The sequence below is a fragment of the Gracilibacillus massiliensis genome (assembly GCF_001458115.1).
GTDB classification, from domain to species: Bacteria; Bacillota; Bacilli; order Bacillales; family Amphibacillaceae; genus Gracilibacillus; species Gracilibacillus massiliensis.
Genome location: NZ_CZRP01000013.1, coordinates 841,677 through 859,518 on the forward strand (window position 1 = coordinate 841,677; position 17,842 = coordinate 859,518).

General features: G+C 30.9%; 17 protein-coding genes, 1 pseudogene and 1 riboswitch. Of the genes and pseudogenes, 1 reads left to right on the forward strand and 17 read right to left on the reverse strand.

All coding sequences use genetic code 11. The features are described from left to right. Nucleotides 1-52: 52 nt before the first annotated feature. From BN3107_RS15960 to BN3107_RS16030, 16 genes and pseudogenes are all read right to left on the reverse strand, one after another. Nucleotides 53-1,357: a flippase gene (locus BN3107_RS15960; RefSeq protein WP_058308618.1), complete on the reverse strand. Its 1,305-nt coding sequence runs from the start codon at nt 1,355-1,357 to the stop codon at nt 53-55. A gap of 123 nt (nt 1,358-1,480) precedes the next feature. Continuing rightward, nucleotides 1,481-2,437, reverse strand: coding sequence for a sulfotransferase family protein (locus BN3107_RS15965; protein ID WP_058308619.1), 957 nt, complete (start codon nt 2,435-2,437; stop codon nt 1,481-1,483). Nucleotides 2,438-2,598: 161 nt separating this feature from the next. Continuing rightward, on the reverse strand, nt 2,599-3,561 hold the full coding sequence (locus tag BN3107_RS15970; protein ID WP_058308620.1) for a sulfotransferase family protein: 963 nt from the start codon (nt 3,559-3,561) through the stop codon (nt 2,599-2,601). Between the two features lie 113 nt (nt 3,562-3,674). Beyond that, entirely contained in the window at nt 3,675-4,814 is a 1,140-nt protein-coding gene (locus tag BN3107_RS15975; protein WP_058308621.1) for a glycosyltransferase, read from the reverse strand. 109 nt (nt 4,815-4,923) lie between these two features. Next, nucleotides 4,924-5,781 carry a glycosyltransferase gene (locus BN3107_RS15980; RefSeq protein WP_058308622.1) on the reverse strand — a complete coding sequence of 286 codons (858 nt, stop codon included), beginning with the start codon at nt 5,779-5,781 and terminating at the stop codon, nt 4,924-4,926. A gap of 74 nt (nt 5,782-5,855) precedes the next feature. After that, nucleotides 5,856-6,962, reverse strand: a complete 1,107-nt coding sequence (locus tag BN3107_RS15985; protein WP_058308623.1) for a glycosyltransferase family 4 protein — start codon at nt 6,960-6,962, stop codon at nt 5,856-5,858. Nucleotides 6,963-7,082: 120 nt separating this feature from the next. Continuing rightward, nucleotides 7,083-8,282, reverse strand: a complete 1,200-nt coding sequence (locus tag BN3107_RS15990) for an O-antigen polymerase (protein WP_058308624.1) — start codon at nt 8,280-8,282, stop codon at nt 7,083-7,085. A gap of 61 nt (nt 8,283-8,343) precedes the next feature. Next, nucleotides 8,344-9,516, reverse strand: a complete 1,173-nt coding sequence (locus tag BN3107_RS15995) for a glycosyltransferase (RefSeq protein WP_058308625.1) — start codon at nt 9,514-9,516, stop codon at nt 8,344-8,346. Between the two features lie 48 nt (nt 9,517-9,564). Next, on the reverse strand, nt 9,565-10,194 hold the full coding sequence (locus BN3107_RS16000; RefSeq protein ID WP_231735441.1) for a sugar transferase: 630 nt from the start codon (nt 10,192-10,194) through the stop codon (nt 9,565-9,567). A gap of 394 nt (nt 10,195-10,588) precedes the next feature. Further along, nucleotides 10,589-10,714, reverse strand: a pseudogene (locus BN3107_RS20245) (hypothetical protein); the annotation flags it as partial. Nucleotides 10,715-11,044: 330 nt separating this feature from the next. Further along, nucleotides 11,045-11,920, reverse strand: a complete 876-nt coding sequence (gene galU, locus BN3107_RS16005; protein WP_058308627.1) for a UTP--glucose-1-phosphate uridylyltransferase GalU — start codon at nt 11,918-11,920, stop codon at nt 11,045-11,047. Nucleotides 11,921-12,004: 84 nt separating this feature from the next. Further along, nucleotides 12,005-12,772: a tyrosine-protein phosphatase gene (locus tag BN3107_RS16010; protein ID WP_058309276.1), complete on the reverse strand. Its 768-nt coding sequence runs from the start codon at nt 12,770-12,772 to the stop codon at nt 12,005-12,007. Between the two features lie 166 nt (nt 12,773-12,938). Then, nucleotides 12,939-13,700, reverse strand: coding sequence for a tyrosine-protein phosphatase (locus BN3107_RS16015; RefSeq protein WP_058308628.1), 762 nt, complete (start codon nt 13,698-13,700; stop codon nt 12,939-12,941). Nucleotides 13,701-13,900: 200 nt separating this feature from the next. Next, on the reverse strand, nt 13,901-14,593 hold the full coding sequence (locus BN3107_RS16020; protein ID WP_058308629.1) for a CpsD/CapB family tyrosine-protein kinase: 693 nt from the start codon (nt 14,591-14,593) through the stop codon (nt 13,901-13,903). Beyond that, nucleotides 14,568-15,335 (reverse strand): YveK family protein, encoded by a 768-nt coding sequence (locus BN3107_RS16025; RefSeq protein ID WP_058308630.1) that lies wholly within the window; start codon nt 15,333-15,335, stop codon nt 14,568-14,570. Before BN3107_RS16025 ends, BN3107_RS16020 begins: the two co-directional genes overlap by 26 nt. 222 nt (nt 15,336-15,557) lie before the next feature. Further along, complete coding sequence (locus BN3107_RS16030) at nt 15,558-16,187, reverse strand: LuxR C-terminal-related transcriptional regulator (RefSeq protein ID WP_058308631.1); 630 nt, start codon at nt 16,185-16,187, stop codon at nt 15,558-15,560. 315 nt (nt 16,188-16,502) lie between these two features. Then, nucleotides 16,503-16,597, reverse strand: a riboswitch (cyclic di-GMP riboswitch). Between the two features lie 421 nt (nt 16,598-17,018). Here BN3107_RS16030 and BN3107_RS16035 point away from each other — a divergent pair. After that, nucleotides 17,019-17,375 carry an AbrB/MazE/SpoVT family DNA-binding domain-containing protein gene (locus BN3107_RS16035; RefSeq protein ID WP_058308632.1) on the forward strand — a complete coding sequence of 119 codons (357 nt, stop codon included), beginning with the start codon at nt 17,019-17,021 and terminating at the stop codon, nt 17,373-17,375. A 100-nt stretch (nt 17,376-17,475) separates the two neighbouring features. Here the strand turns inward: BN3107_RS16035 and BN3107_RS16040 are convergent, their stop codons facing one another. Continuing rightward, entirely contained in the window at nt 17,476-17,733 is a 258-nt protein-coding gene (locus tag BN3107_RS16040; protein ID WP_058308633.1) for a hypothetical protein, read from the reverse strand. Nucleotides 17,734-17,842: the final 109 nt, after the last annotated feature.

Here is a 17,842-nt window from a genome sequence, read left to right on the forward strand (position 1 = left end):
TTTCATTATTTTATCTTAATTAAATCTTGAACTACATTAATCTTATTGTATGTCATTTATTACTCCAAAAGATTGAAGTGTTAATATCAAGTTTCTTACGCACCCAGTATGCTAAAAGTAAATTCCAAAAAATTAAACTAACTGTAGTTGCAAGTGCAGCACCATTAATTCCCCATTTCGGGATGAACAGTAGGTTGAGTACTATATTGCAAATAGCAGCAGATGCAACGCCATATGCACTATATTTTTCATAACCTGTCATATTCAATAAAGTACCGACTGAGCCAAAAGCGGTACTTATTAATTGTCCGAATGCCAAAATCCCTAAAGCTGTTCCGCCTGAAGAGTATTCTGTACCATATATAAAGTCTAGCAACCAATTTCCAAAAAAAATAAAAACTAAGGAAAGTGGAAGTGATACTAGAAATACTACCCTATTACTCATTGTAACAATTCTTTGTAACTTACTCATATCCTTATTAGTATATGTAGTTGAGAATTTTGGTGCTAATACTGAGTTCATAACCGTCAACGCAAATATAATTAATTCTGCAGATCGCATTACAACTTGATAAATACCAACTTCTTTTGACGTATGCATTATGCCTAACATAAAAATGTCAAAACGATTGTTTATTAACATCATTCCTCCAACAAATAATAAGGGAATAGTACTTTTAAGCCAATTTTTAATTTCAAAATTTGGCTCCTTTAATTTTAACTGGGATGGCAAATTATATCGTAGCATAATACTACCTATTATAAATGCTATAAAAACTGCTATTACTCTTATCACCATAGTTATTTGAGAGTTAAAATTAATGTCATCATAAATTAAATAAATAATTATAAAAACAAAAAAGAGTATTGGTGTAATAGCATTTTCTGGTAACTGACCAAGCACTACTCTATTTATTCCTCTAAGTATTGCCGACCTTAGTGAACTTAACGCTAATATAGGTAATAAAATTAATGATATCAAAAATGTTTTATTCATGATAGAACTCAGATTATCAGTAAAGATCCAAGTCATAAGGAATGCAATAAACAAGATAGTCAGCGAGATTAAAGATACGACTACATTTGAAATATTAATTAACCCTTTGAAAGAACCCCATTCGGACTTTGTTTTATATTTTGCTACGTATTTAACCACTACATTTGGGATACCCATTGTAGTTGGTATACTTAACATAGTAATTAATGCTAGGGCATATGCATAGTAACCATATTGTTCTGCTCCTAGTTTTCTTGCCAATATGACGCTTATTATAAATGAAAGAATAGTCCCAATAACTTTAATGAGAAAGCTACCGGATAATCCTTTTGCAAGTTGAGTATTTAGTATTTTCTTCATATTTCCTCCAACAGAAACCTTAAGGCAAATTAACTATGCACATGTGATTTCTATCATAAGTAGATAAAACTCACTTTATTTGTTTGTTGCAAATATCGAATAAATTTATATACTTTAATCAAATTAATCTAAGTAATTTAATTTTTTTAAATTTTTATAACATAATTTATTCACAATTATTTTTTCTTCCCTACTTAAATTAGTTTTCCACTTACCTATAGAAGAACTATTTATGTTTTTCTTTACATTATTATGATGAGCCAAACTATCTACGTCACCTAAATGCTTATTAGTAGGCCTTGTAATCATGTTTTGGTTATATTCGATCCCCAAAAAACTTGAGATTCCTTTTAAGGATTTCTCAGTTTCATTTACTAAATCCTCATATTTAATAGTAAGTATTTGTTCTTTACTAATATTTGAAGAGAACTCCTGAATATGAGATATACTTTTATTCCAACGTTTGCATGCATCTTTTAATGAATTATATAATCTTGCCCTAACATAAGATGATGCAACGTCTCTTCCATCTCTTACAGTATGAATGAATTTTGCATTAGGAAATATTTCAATGATAGAATTTAAATGGAAAGTGTTTAATGGCGTTTTATCTCCCCATATTGAAATTTCTAAGTTGTTTTGTATTGCGTATTCTTTATATAATTGTTCTAAAATATAGGCTAGGTTTTTTTTCTCCTCGCCTATATGTTTTAATCTTTCATATATCGGTTGCAATTGAACATTCCAATATTTAAAATCCTCATGACTATCAAAACAAGCAAGTACTAATGCACATAATTCATTCCAATTTATTTTGTCTTGGTGTGAGAAATTATAATACTTCCGAATTGTACTTCCCAGCACGTATGACTCTGGAGGGATTACTACACCTTGTGCATGAATTAGCATACTTCGTAGTAAAGTATTACCTGATCTACCTGATCCTACAATAAAAAATGGTTGAAAATTATTATAATCAGAATAATATAATGGATATTTAGGGTTCTTTTTTAATATACCCTTTGTATTATCATATAATTTGAAATACTTAAGTTTCTTTAACTTTTGTTTTACATCCAAAAAAATTACATCCCCTTAACTTTTAGGTAGAATTGAAAACTAATATTATTCAAATAAAATTTTATCTACCCATTCACTATAATCTTTTAAAATTAATATTAATGGCAGTACATCAATATTAATTAATTCATTTAAGAATCATTTTTTTAACAATTGTAAGTTTATAATTCCCAATAATGTTTCTCATTGTAATACTTAACACCTATTGGGTAAGTTAACTTCTTTATTCTATTTAAGTCCGCTTCAGTAGTATTTTTTTTCCATTTGTAAACAAGATCTTCTGCTTTTCTTCTTTCTAAATTTGCCAATACATTTGTTTTTTTCTCAATTGTTTCACCAGTTGTAATTTTAGTTATTTTCTTTTTAATTTTTTCATTAAATTCTATTCCACAGAAGCTAAATATTTTTCCAAACTCTGTAAGAGGATTTATACATAGATCTTCATGTCTTACTAAAAATATATTATCAGGATATTTACTCTTAAGATTTTCTATATATTGATAGGAAGTCACCCAGTGAATAATTGATTGATCTAAAACATCTAACCTTTCTTCCTCTAAATGGCCTATATATTTACTTTTTATTTTTGAAAAGTGTTCTTTATTCAAATCCTTTTGCTGCTCCCACCAATTAAAATCAAACTCCCATTTCAGCTTTTTCCTTGCGTTCACTATTGCAGCAGGGTGCCTCATTGTAATTACTACTTTAAAATCATACTCAGATATTAAATGTTCTGTTAGAAAAATTCCGATAGGGTCTTTAATTAAAGTAGTTCGGTTTTTCATAAAAAACTTTTTAATCATTGCCAATTTATATCGAAAAAATGTCCAATCCAATCCTATTTGTTTCAGATTTTTTTTAAGAAAACCATCTCCTTCATATACTGTCACATTAGAATTTAGTTCTCTAAAATTTATTGTGTTATCTATTAATTTGTTATATATCCTTAGTTTTGACTCACTACTATTTTTAGAGATAAATGGATAGTAATCTGGGATGCCTTTCCTATATTTTTCATTAAAAGGTTCCCATAAATAAATTATGTCTTTTGAGAAAGCAAGAGTTCTACCTAAAAAGGTTGTACCACTTCTAGGCACTCCAGTGATAAATATTTTATTAGTCATATTCATACGCTCCTTTTCACCTAATATTTATTTAGTGGGAGTTTTAGAACCAATACATTTTTTAAAGTTATCAATAACATCTAATATAATAAGATGCCTATAAATGACATTAACTATTCAACTAGTTTTTTTAATCTATATTCCCATTCCTTTACTATTTCTTCTTTTTTAAATTCTTTTACTCTAACTAAACTTCTGTTTTGATAATATTTTCTTTTAGGAAGAGAATTTATTAAATCATTCAATTTCTTTGAGAATTCGGCTACATTATTTTTTGTTACTAGAACTCCATACTCTCCATCTTTCAATATCTCGGTTGGTCCATTATTTTCAAAACTGATTATTGGCAACCCAAAAGACATTGCTTCAGTTATAACTAAACCAAACCCTTCCCATCTTGACGTTGATATGAATACAGAACTTGATAAATATAATTCAGTTAATTCTTTAGTATTTAGATTACCTTCTAGTATAATTTTTTCTTTTAAATCATTATCGTTAATCATCTTTATAAATTTTCGTCTATCTTTCCCGTCACCGGCAACTAATATTTTCCAATCTTTCTCGGTGTTTTTCGCTATTTCTATTATATAGTCCAATCCCTTTTGCTTAACATTAAGTCTACCAACATACAAAATCAGCTTATTGTTCAATTCACTTTTATTTTTGTCATAAGAGTCTATTGTCAAAGGGTTATATATGTAACATGTATTTCTATTTAATTTTTTAAACTTATTTCTATCAGCTTCTGTCAAGCAAATTACTAAATCAGATTGTTTAACTCCAGAAACATAGTCATTTATAAATAATTTATTATAATGATTTATATATATATCAAATTCGTTATGTTGCCAGGCTATTATCTTTTGATTTGGGCATACAGTTTTGATTAATGGGATTATGGAGGTCAGGATTCCTTGACACATAATAACGACATCGTATTTATTTTTTTGTAACTCTTCTATTAATTGATCAATCTGTTCTTTGTATAAGTCATATGTATTTACTGGTATATCACTCATTGTGAATTTAATGTTAAGTAATTTACCTATTATTTTTCTTCTTATACTTCTTAAACTTATATTCTTATTAATCTCAATATTAGTGTTAACTTTATAATGAAAGTTATTTTTTCCTGAAAAATCAATTAAAGTTACTTGATTGCTCTTTTCCTGTAAAGTATTAGCTAGTTCGATTGCAACTCTTTGTGCACCGCCCATATTAAATTGTTCATTAACAATACATATATTCAAGTGTTTTTCTCCTTCCACATAATATTGAATTACTTCCCAAAATTAATTATTAGTTAATTATCATTACATGAATAATTATCGTTATGATTTTTGGTTTGTGGGTTTGAATCTAAATGCTCTTATATCCTTTTCTATAAGCTAAATACCTAATTAATAAGTCGATTCCTAGTAAACCTAAATCTTTCAATTTAAATTTCTTTATTAAGTTCCTAAGCAAAAAGTTTAACAAAAGCCTACCTTCACTTAATGAGGAATATGACTTTAATTCATGAATATATTTTTTTTCAAACTCTCCTATAAGTTTGTACCTATTGTATGCACTTTTTATTTTAAAATCATGACTGTGATAAACAATACTTTCCGAATTATATAAAATACTTTTTTCGTTATTAATTACATTTAGCGCGTAAATTACATCTTCATTAGTTCCCACTTCAAAATTGTATCCGCCAAGTTCTAAAAATACTCCCTTTATAGTTGCAGAAGAAGTATCTGAATAAAATATATTTTTCCTTCCCCACTTATACTTTGTTTTATTATTACAGAGTCTATTGTAGTCTGGATAATTAAATTTTCTGATTAATTTTTCAGTTTCGGATGCGTCAGGGTGTGCTACTTGCTTAGAATACGTTGCTACAATATTATTATTATTATCTTTTAATGGAGTAACTAAATTCTGTAACCAGTAATTATTGAATGGTATTATATCCTGAGTTATAAAGACTAGTATTTCACCGGAAGCTCTAAGTGCTGCTTCGTGTCTGGTTTTAGCATGATTGAAAATCTCAACTTGATAAACAATATCACATAGTTTTTCTGCTAAGTAAAAACTATTATCAGTTGACTTACTTACTGCTGCAATTATTTCAAGTTCAAAATTAACATCTTGCTCTCTTATACTACTGATTAGTTTTTTTATATACTTTTCTCCGTTAAATAGAGGCAAAATAATTGATACCTTATCCATACACTAACTCCTTAAATATATTAATTTTAGTATTCAACTTAATTTTAATTAAAGACTAGGTATTCCAAAATAAATTAGTTAATAGTTTCTTCTATAAACCTAACTAATTCCCTAGCGCTTAAATTCCAATCAAAACTCGAACATCTTTTCAATCCTCTTTCAATCATTAATTTGCGTAGTTTTTCATCTGAAAGACATTTTTCAAGAGCTTGTTCAATTTCCACACTATTTAATGGATTAACATATATTGCAGCATCTCCACATACTTCAGGTATAGATGAATTGTCTGATGTAATTACAGGACAACCACATGCCATTGCCTCTAAAGGAGGTATTCCAAATCCTTCATATAAAGATGGATAGAGTAGTAACTCTGCGCTTCTGTATAAATCTGGTAATTGCTTGTAAGGGACATAATCTATAAACTGTATTTTATCATCAAAATCTTTAATTTGTTGAAATGATTTTTTTACCTCATCTAAGTATTCTTTTCTTCCACCAGTTATTATAACTTTATAGTCAGGGTATTTGTCTTTAATTTTAATAAAAGCTTCTAAAGAACGTGTCAAATTTTTATGTGGATATGAGGCGCCTACGAATAAGATATACTTTTCCTTATTAGAATTATTAGGAATCTCCACAAAATCATCTTTATTATAAGCGTTATAAATCACTTTAATATCATCCAACCTATAACCATAAAAATTATTTAGGTCTTTTTTTGTATTATTTGAAACAGTAACTAGTTTTGTAGTTTTTTTAAGTAATATTGGTAAAATAATTTTAAAATAGTTATATTGAAGTTTGTATTGTTTAGGATATTTTATTGGTAAAATATCATGTATAGTGATTATTTGTTTTTTACTAGTGAAAAATGCACCGTGATGTGTTGTAGAGTAAAATATATCAACGCTATACTTTTTCAATAACATCGGGAGTCTAATTTGAGTCCATAAGAATCTACTAAATCCTCCTACCTTCCCTTTCTTTGGTTGTACTAACTCGGATACTTTTACTACAGTAATCGGAAGTTCAGAGAAAAAACTTGGTTCTGATGTAAAAACTACTATCTCCAAATTTTCACTTAAATTTTGACACATCTCATATATAATGTTTAATGTATAATTTCCAAGTCCAGTTGGTTTGCTATCTAATATTGTTGCATTTATTCCAATGCGCATATGAAGTTTTCACCACTTTTTCATCATATATTTATTTTGTTGTTTATTTCATTTGGATAACTTATTGAGTTTATCCAAATGAAATAATATTAATTACAAATCCATATAAAAAAACCGTTGCTATTCATCTTTCACAATTCTTATATATCTCCTTATAAAAACCAAAAATAGAAGAAGAGTTATTATCCATATATTGCCTGCTACAGAACCTAGAAAAAAAACTCTTGTTGTCTCCAGTATGTTATATAAAAATACTGGATATATAATTATTTTTGTTAGATTTCCTGATATAAATCCATTCCAAAAATAATTGTATAGTAATGCTAATAAGATCATAAAGAAAGGTGTAAAAAAATATGCAGAGTTATAAATGGTAGTGAACGATCCTAGATTTGTATAATCTATTGCCGCGTATACATTCCTGTCATTCCAAACATTCGCAATATAATCAATATTACTATCTTGAAAATATGACAATATACCTATAATCCCTTTTGGGAACGTTGAAAAATCAATATGCGTACCTAATGCTTCAACAGTGTAATTAAAGGTTGATATAAAGTAGTCAGTGATTCTTGAAAATCCCCATGATAAACTTGTATCAGTATATTTATACCCAATATCTTCATAATCTCTTATTCCAGAAGTTAGAAATAAAAAAAATAATAATATAAATGCGCCAATAATATATTTTACTTTTATTGATGTGAATATCGTATTTGTTAATCTTAAATATAATACCAATGGAATTATTATGGATTGTACAAGGATAAACCTTGCCATCAAAAGAGTCGATAATATAAAAATCATTAAAAAATTTATTAATATCAATGCAATATATTTTTTTGATTTCCTTACACTTATAAGCAATACAAGTAAAATATTTGATAAGATGTAGAATATATGGATTAGTGTTAGACCTGAACCATCTTCTTTAAATTTTTTCAATCCACCTTGTTGACCTTGTACAAAGATTTCATATATAGAATTAAATGATCCATTTATAAAAATATCTTTAAATCCTACTACCATATAGACTGTAGTAAATAAAGTTATCAATATACTCATTCTTAGAAGAATCTTTTTATCAAATATTTCAACTTTTATTTTTCTCGGTGTTTTATTTCTATTTATTATTAATATAGTGAACAATACAATATATAAAGTAAATAAGTGAAAGTAACCAAGATAGTTATCACTAATATAATTAATTCTATAAGACGGAATTATTGAAAATAGATACAATATATAGATAAATAACTGTATTATTAACATAAACATTAATAAATTTATTGGTTTTAACAAAGTGTATATTTTCATTGGTTTCACCACTTAACTCTGACTTTATTATTACTATATTTACTATTAGACTTTAAAGCAATTATATATTCATAATAAAATCTAGTAATTCTTTTGCTTTACTTTCCCATGAATGAACTTTCACTTCTTTTTTAATCATATTCGAATCTAATTTTTCAATATCTAATTTTGAGACAATTGAAATAAATTCCTCATAATCATAATAATGAAATATGAATTTTTCATTTCTTCTAAGTAATTCGGGTGTTGCAGTTACAACTACTGGAATTCCTGCAGCTCCATATTCGTATAATTTCATAGGACTTCTTCCAGTATTTGAGAAATGATCACTTAGCGGTAAGATCCCGATATCGGCGTGCTCCAAATAAGCAGGTAGCTTACTGTAAGGTCTGGGTCCTAATATATGTACATTATTATATTTTCTCAATTTATCTAACTTATTTTTAGAATCAGGACCGATTATTATTACACTTACATTGGTTAGTTTTTGAGCGAGGAATTCTATAGCGCTAATATCTAGCCGTTCGTCCACTGCTCCAGCATAAACTACTTTTAATCCAGTAATTCCATTATACTCTTTTGGTTGAGTAGTTTGATTAGCAAAATGATTGTATTCGACTCCATTTTCTAATACTTTTGATGGTATTTTATCATTTAAACTTTTAAGATGGTTTAATACTGGTTGAGACGTTCCAACTATTCCATTTGATATACTAGCTATTTTCTTTTCGTAAGTTAGGATTTCATTATTACCAGTTAATTCTCTATACAAATCAGTTGCTCTATAGATTATAATTTTGGGTTTTACATATTTTTCTATTCCTTGAAAACTAGGTTGGTCTATCAAGAGAACATCAACATTATCCATACCATTTTTCCTCATTAAATACGAAATACTAGGTGTTAGAAATTGCAATGAGGGATTTTCACTAATTTTTAAGTATTTGTTTAATTGCCATGGCAATAAAGTAAATGGTATTAAATCTATCAAACTCTGTCCAATCTTAATTGATGGATTGAAGAAAGCCCTTTTAAACTTAGTCCTAACAATTTTATTATTTAGCTTTATGAAATGTAGTGGTGATAATGGTGTACTAATATGCAATACGTTGTTGCCAAGTTCAGAAAATTCTCTGGCAAGATGGTGAGAACCCACCACAAACGTTCCTCCAATGAATGTATGACTTGCAAATACTATATTTAATTTTTTAATCTGTTTTTTGTCTGCATTCATATTGTCTCACCAATCTTTTTGTAATTAAGTGTTTTCTCAACCATTATTTTAATAGGCACCCCTCTTTAATAAGACAACTATTAAAGTTTGGATAATTATTTTAATATCCATGTATATTGACTGATTGTAAACGTAATAAAGTTCCAAATCGACCCTTTCGGGGTAACCAATTTCACTCCTGCCACTAACTTGCCAGTACCCTGTTATTCCCGGCTTTACCGATAAAAAATCATTTCGTTTATTTTTATATTCTAATAGTTCCTCTTCAACAATTGGTCTTGGTCCCACTAAACTCATGTCGCCTCTAAGGACATTGATTAATTGTGGTAATTCATCTAAACTTGTCTTTCTTAAAAATTTACCCAATTTTGTAATTCTTGGATCTTCCTCTTGTTCTAATTTGTAATTATTACTAAGATATTTTTGATATAAGTCCTTGTTATTTTTTAATTTTTTCTCAGCATCCATTACCATTGATCTAAACTTATAAATGTAAAATATTTTTCCATTTTTACCATATCTTTGTTGTTTAAAGAATAATGGTCCTTTAGCATCCCCAAAAAAATACATAATACTGACCACCAAGAAAAGTGGTGAGGTAATTATAAGACCAATTAGAGACCCTGCTAGATCCATAAGACGTTTGATTATTAGATAAAAATAAGAAACCCTAGTCATTGATATACTTGTGTAAGTAGTAGCTAGATATGGAGACCTTGAATTTACTTCTGAACTATTTTTACTCATTTTAAACTTCACCCACAATCGTAATTTATTAAAAAGATGCTTCTTATTTTTTTAAAAAATTCTATCGATAGTCTTTCAACAGAATGATACTTTATAGTATGCTTCTTTGTCTTCTATAACATAAAGCCATTTTTCCCATCTATCACTCATGGATAACTGTTACTACCTAACGTTTGATTAATTCCTTTTATAAAGCTGCGTCTTCACAATCAGGACCAATTAGAATACAATCAACCGTTAAAGGACTTATAGCAAGTAGATGCTTCTTTAAGAAACTTCGACTAGAAACAACCTCTACTTGTACATCATGTACTAAATTAGAGTATTAATTTACTTTTTTCTTATAGTTGGTTCCAATAGGTACTGTACTTTTTGTTACAACAATAGGATTTTCATCAACACCCGTAGCAATATCTATCGCCGCTTGTTCAACAAATGCTAAATTCATAGAACCAGCTTCCTTTTCATTGTTCTGACTGCAATAATTAGATGACTTCTACTCCCTCAAAGCTTTCTTTATGAATCGTAGTAAAAGACAAACGATATACTTCAATATTTTTAGTCATGAATTCAATCAGAAATGAGATCAGCTTCATAAATTGGCGGTATCGCTATAGTATAGGGGTATAGTTGGGATTGCTGTGGAGAACATGAATACCTTTATTCATAGAATCATTCTTACTTACACTTGTTTGAGTTTCTGTCATGTCTTATCCTCACCTTCATTTTAATCTATTATATAGGTGAATCTTATAATCACTTATATAATAATCTAATTATCTCACTTCACTTCTTGAGTTATTAATTGGGATAATATATTTTCAACTTCTTCACCAATTTCCTCATTTTTCAAAGCAAACTCAATTGTCGTTTTTATGAAACCTATTTTTTCCCCAACATCATGTCGTGTACCTTCAAAATCATAAGCAAACACTCGCTGAATTTGATTTAACATTTGTATAGAGTCTGTAATCTGAATTTCACCACCGGCACCTACTTCATGCTTTTCTAGAAATCTAAAAATCTGCGGAGTTAGAATATATCGTCCCATAATTGCTAGATTGGATGGTGCGATGCCTCGTTCAGGTTTCTCAACAAAATTATTTACTTGGTAACGCCGGCCATCACTTTGACCTGGATCAATAATTCCATAACGATGCGTTTCTTCATTAGATACCTGTTGCACACCGATTACGGAGGATTCCGTTTCTTCATACTGGGTCATTAATTGTTTTAAACAAGGAGTATTGCTTTCAACAATGTCATCCCCCAACAGTACAGCAAATGGTTCATCACCTATAAATTTTCGCGCACACCATATGGCATGTCCTAATCCCTTAGGTTCTTTTTGTCTTATGTAATGAATATCAACTTTTGCTGGTTGTTGAGCTTTCTCTAACAATTCATATTTCCCTTTTTTTAATAAATTATCTTCTAATTCAAAGTTATTATCGAAGTGATCTTCTATTGCTCTTTTACCTTTTCCAGTTACAATAATAATGTCTTCTATACCTGAAGCCACAGCTTCTTCGATTATGTATTGAATCGTCGGTTTATCGACAATCGGCAGCATTTCCTTAGGCATTGCTTTTGTCGCTGGTAAAAAACGTGTCCCTAACCCTGCTGCCGGGATAATCGCTTTTCTTACTTTTTTCATTAAATTCCATCCCCCATAGTGATTAATAAACGTACATCTAAAATACACTTTTAAAAGTATATATCACTATATAGTACTTTTCAACTAAAAAATACCTAAAATTTTCTTTTTCTTGATTTTTTCTGGAATATCTCCGACTACTGTATCACCATTGACTAAATATTGAGCATTTTCCATAAACCAATAAACCATCGATGTGCCGAACTCGTCTTTTATAACGGTATGGGCTTCTTGCATAACAAATCCTCTACTTCTAGTATTATGCGCATCAGAGGCAATAAAATGTGTTAAATTTGCTTCAACAAGTTGTAAACTCAGTTTCTTAATTTTCTTACCAAAATGACCTGATAGACTTGCAGCCGTGACTTGTGTCAAGGTGCCATTACTAACAAGATCATATAAAATATTCGGATTCTCCATGATTTCTTTATTACGTTCTGGGTGCACGATAATTGGTTTGATTTCTTGTAATTGCAAATCAAACATCAGTTGTTTTGTATAACGCGGAACATGGTTGGATGGAAGTTCCACGAATAAATATCCACTTGTATTGTTCAGTGGAAGTAGTTGTCCATTCTCTAAGTCGGTGATCATCTCTCCATTTATTCGTGTTTCTTGGCCAGGTAGAATGGTGAGTGGTACATCTTCTTCTTGTAATCTATCATTCAATCGATTGACTGCTACGATTATATCTTCTTTATAGTTATCATAACTACCATTCAAATGATGTGGGGTGGCAATAATTGTGTTTATTCCTTGTGAAACGGCAGATTTCGCCATTGATACACTTTCTTCCATATGCTTTGCCCCATCATCTACTCCAGGTAGGATATGACAATGAATATCTATCATCTTCATTCATCGCCTTTCTCATGTATGCTACTCAAGTCTCAGATCTCTATTAGAAGTATAACAGGTATGTATAGAAATGAAAATAGGAGAAAGTAGACGAGTTTTGTCGAAAAGGCTTCATTTTCTGTAAACTCTTACTATTTTCTCTATATTAACTGTTATATTCTCAGATGATCCCCAAGATTTTTTTCTTTTTGATCCGTAATGGTTCTTCTCCTTGAATCATCTTCCCGTTTGCTAATAGATTCATATTGTCTTGAAGTTCATATAGTTGCTCGATCGATATGTTTCGTTTTAATGTCTGCCAGGCTTGTTCGATATAATAGTTTTTCGTCTCTGTCGTATCCGAACCTATAAAATGCACTAAATTATGATGTAATAATTGCAGCGTCGTTTTTTGCAGTTTTTTACCTTTTTTTCCGATTAGACTTTTGGCACTCACTTGTACCAATGCACCGTTTTTTACTAAACTATATAAGTTGTTGGGATCTTCTTGGATGATAGTATTTTTCTCTGGGTGAACGAGTATTGGTTTATACCCTTTTAACTGGATGTCATAACAAAGCTGTTTCATGTAGGCAGGAATGTGGTCGTACATTAATTCGATCAACACATATTTGGGATCTTTTCCATGGATTAATAGGGTTTGGTTTTCTAACGCTTGTTCTAAATCTCCTGTGATTCGGATTGTCTGTGCGGCGGTTAGTGTAACATTTACTTTTTCTGTGATTAATTTCTCGTTTATTTTTTTTACTAGGTTAATAACCGTATCTTTCTTTGTTTCTAGTTTCCCTTGTATGTATCTTGGTGCAGCGATGATTTCAGTAACGCCTGCTTTCTCTGCTTCTTTCGCTAACGCAATGGAAGAGGCGATATCTGAAACACTTTCTCTGTTAATCGGTAGAATATAAGGATTGATATCCAACATTCAAACCACCCTTTCATTTATATGAGACTTTAGTCTCGTTCTTTATAACGTTCGTTCTATATAAAGAATATCATATTCGTTATAATTTGAAAAGGTTGAATTCAAGATAATTTATTTTTTTGAGTATTTTTTTAGAAATATTAGGTGAATATAACTAAAAAGACCTTTCGACGGATGTAATCTTGTCGAAAGGTCTTCTTTTAATTTCCATAATAATAATAATGTCCTTTTTTCTGTTCACGGTCATTTAGAACAACACCTAATAGTTTCGCGTTTCCTACATCCAGTAATTCTTTCGCTTTTGTTGCTGCATCATATTCAGTCTGATTACTTCTGACTACCATTACAGCACCGTCACAAATATTGGCAAGAATTTGCGCATCGGTTACTGCTAGTACTGGTGGTGTATCAAATAGAACGAGATCATAGTCTAAGGCTGCATTTGAAATCATCGTTTCCATTGCTTTTGAACCTAATAGTTCAGACGGATTTGGTGGAATCGGCCCACAGGATAATAGATCCAATCCGGCTACATCACTATTAGCAATTGAGTCTGCTAGATTCGCTTCTCCTACCAATACACTACTTAAACCTTTGCGGTTATCGATACGGAAGGTATAGTGTAAGGTTGGTTTACGCATATCGGCATCGATTAGGAGTACCTTTTTTCCTTGTTGGGCGAAGACAATCGCTAGATTCGCAGTAGTGGATGACTTCCCTTCTGATGGTCCAGAAGAGGTAACGAGCATAGTTTTCAACTCTCCATCGACCGAAGAAAATTGCAAGTTAGTACGAATCGTTTTATATTGTTCTGATATAGGAGAACGCGGGTTCATTTTTGTAATTAAATGTCTAACATTCGCTAATTTAGACTGTTTTTTTCCTTTGGCCATTTACGTTCCCCCTCTCTCTTTTTGAATTAATCGCCGTAGGATTTCCCATGGTCGAGAGCATATCTTTTTCATCAATATGGGATACCACACCTAAGATCGGTAACTCTAATTTACTTTCTACATCTTGTTCGGTTTTGATCGTGTTATCTAAGTATTCCAATAAGAAGGCTAAACCTACCCCAACCATTGCCCCAAGCACGATCGCAATTGCGATATTTAGCATTGGCTTTGGATTAACTGGTGTTGGGTTCGCTGACACGACTGCTTCTGATAAGACACTTACGTTGTTTACGTTCATTAACTCTGGTAAAGCCTCACGGAAGACTTCCACCGTTGTATTAGCAATTTCTGCTGCTATAGATGGATCGTAGTCTGTAGCAGTTAAAGTTACTACTTGTGAATTTTGAGAACTAGATAAAGATATTTTATTACTTAATGCCCCAGCCGTGATTGTTAGATTCATTTCATCGACTACTTGATCAAGAATTCGGTTACTTTTAATGACATCATTATATGTATTGATAATTTCGACATTAGAACGAATTTGATTGAGATCGACATTGCTTGCTTCATTAGTATCCTGATTCACAATAAATTGTGTACTAGATTGATAGCTTGGTGTTAAAATAAAAAAACTTATGATGGCACTTACTCCAGCTGCACCAATTACTAGTAAGATAATCAGTAACATACGTTTCTTGAGGACTTCAAATATTTCTTTCAGTGATATAGTTTCTTCCATTACATTGTTACCTCCGAATATCATTCTTCATTTTATCTGATGAATTCTTGTTTGTACTTTCGGAACACACCATAATCGAAATTATAACATAAACCTTTTCCATTTGACATAAAGGATTGGTATTTTTTTTGTGAAATTTTTGGTAAATATTGTTATGAGAGCAAATAAACAAAGCCTATGCATGTATATACACAGGCTTTGATTGATTAAAGTCTCACTTGATTAGGATACTTGAAACCATTCATTTTTTAAAGCTGTAATAACAGCATTGGTACGGTCTGGCACTTCTAGTTTTCTCAAGATCGAACTAATGTGATTTTTGACCGTTTTGTCTGTGATGTATAATTTTTTACTGATGCGATTGTTACTGTAACCTTGTGTTAAAAGCTCCATTACTTCCCACTCACGGTTGGTGAAGACACCCACCGGTCGTTTGGCTTGACGCTTATGAATTTGACGATAATCCCCTAATAGAATCGGAGCAAGATCTTCATGTAAATAATGTCCACCTAATAAGATTTTCTTAATAGCATGTAGCAGTTCGTCTTTTTCCATTCCATTGAAGAAATAACCATGAAGATCCATTTTAAATAAGTTGGTGAGCTCGGGATGGTCAGGATTTTCTGTCCAAATGATCACTCGCTTATTATTATTGGCGTAACGTTGGATCAGTGGCATTGTGTCAGTCTGTGTGTCGATATCTATAATAAGAAGATCGATAATATAATCGTCGAGTTTCTCCTGTTGTTTCGGTTCGATTGCGATCACATCATAATTGATCAGTTGATTGGATAAAACCCCGACTAAGCCTTCTCTGTAGATCGACGCTTCTTTCATAACAGCAATACGCATTATGATAAATTCCCTCCTTGTAATTAAGAAAAGCGTAGAGCGCCTGCTTAGAAACGTAGCGACTTCGGAATCGACTGAGATAAAGGAATCACTGAGAAAAGCGAACCGATGATGACTTTCACCTAAAGGCATAAGTGCGACTAAGCCTCTGGTTTCACCAATCGGCAAGTCTTCTTTATCGTAGGGCGATTTCGTGAAGTCGCCTAGTTTCTGGCGCTCGAAGCTAGACATGACGCCGCTTATATAAATTCTTCACTCATAAAAGAAGGCTATTTCTGCGTGCAACAGAAATAGCCTAAAACGACGTAGTTATGATTAGGTAACCAGGCGATCATAGGAAAGATTGTATTCGTTCCCTTAGACCCTAAGCTTTGCGTCCCGTTTTTTCAAACGGTTTGCCTTTTTTCTATTTATGTAATTATCTACCTCTTATGATACTGTTTTACTAGTTCAATTTCAATATAAAGTAAAAAGGTTTAGATAAAATGAATCTTTAGGTGGTTTAATTGGTAATTATTTGAAATTAGGTGGGTGATTTAGGGGGTGTCAGCTTGTTGCATTGTGTCGAATTAAGTTGGATTATGTTTGTTTATAGAAGAGGGTTTTCTTTCCTTGTTGTAATTTTTGATTTATTTTCGAGAAATCTTTAGGAAATTGTACCTTAATATGATACTGAGAGTATAGTGGATATTAATTTGGTTATTATTTTTTGTCATCTTTTGTGCGGTTTTAGCGTGGCGGGAGTTATATTGTCTTTATATTCGATATATCGAACACTTAAACGGTGTTATAATAACGGTACGAGATTTAAATGGAAAGGGTTTGAAAGATATGGATTATGTTCACAAGAAAATCAGACGTATTTCAGTTTCTTCTAATCGCCAAATACGTATTCCTCAGGATTTTTGTGAGGCCACTAATATTCGAGATGAAGTATTAGCTGAATTATTAAATAATAGACTTGTCATAAAGCCTGTTCATGAAGGATTCGGTGATTTCTCGGAAGAAATTCTTGCAGATCTTATTCAAGATGGATACTCGATGGAGCAATTGCTTGAAGAATTTAAAATTCGTAAAGAGAAGCTTAAACCTGCTTTAAATGATTTAATTGCTGATGCCTATAGCCAAGACTATACTACTGTTAAAGAACTTTTTTCTGACTTAAATGAAAATAGGGAACAGTCTTAGCATCGAATTATTTTTGATGCTAGATAAATAGTTACTGTACTCTGTTTTTATTTTTGATGGAAAATGGTGCTTCCTTTTAAGTTAAAAGTATTCCATCATTTCACTCATCATTATACAACTCTAAAAAATCCAAATCATATTCCCCTTCAAATATTAAAGGTTTATCGTCTTTGATAAGGTATTTCAGATTATCTCTCTTTCTTTCCAGTTCAGTTCTGATTGGTTTCTCAGCATTGGTTTGTTGATGAATGGACTTATCTTCTGTATCGGTGATGATTGCCATAATAGTAATCGTGACTAAGCAGACTGATAAAGAGCCGATCGTAACAACTGTCCATTTTAGTAGTTTTTTTAGCATATGGGCTACCCCCTCTTACTTTTTATGGTAAAGGATTCTGTGGTTAATCTCAAGTCTGAATTTCATCTTTTCATACCTGATTGAATTCTTCACGGGAATTGTTTGATTC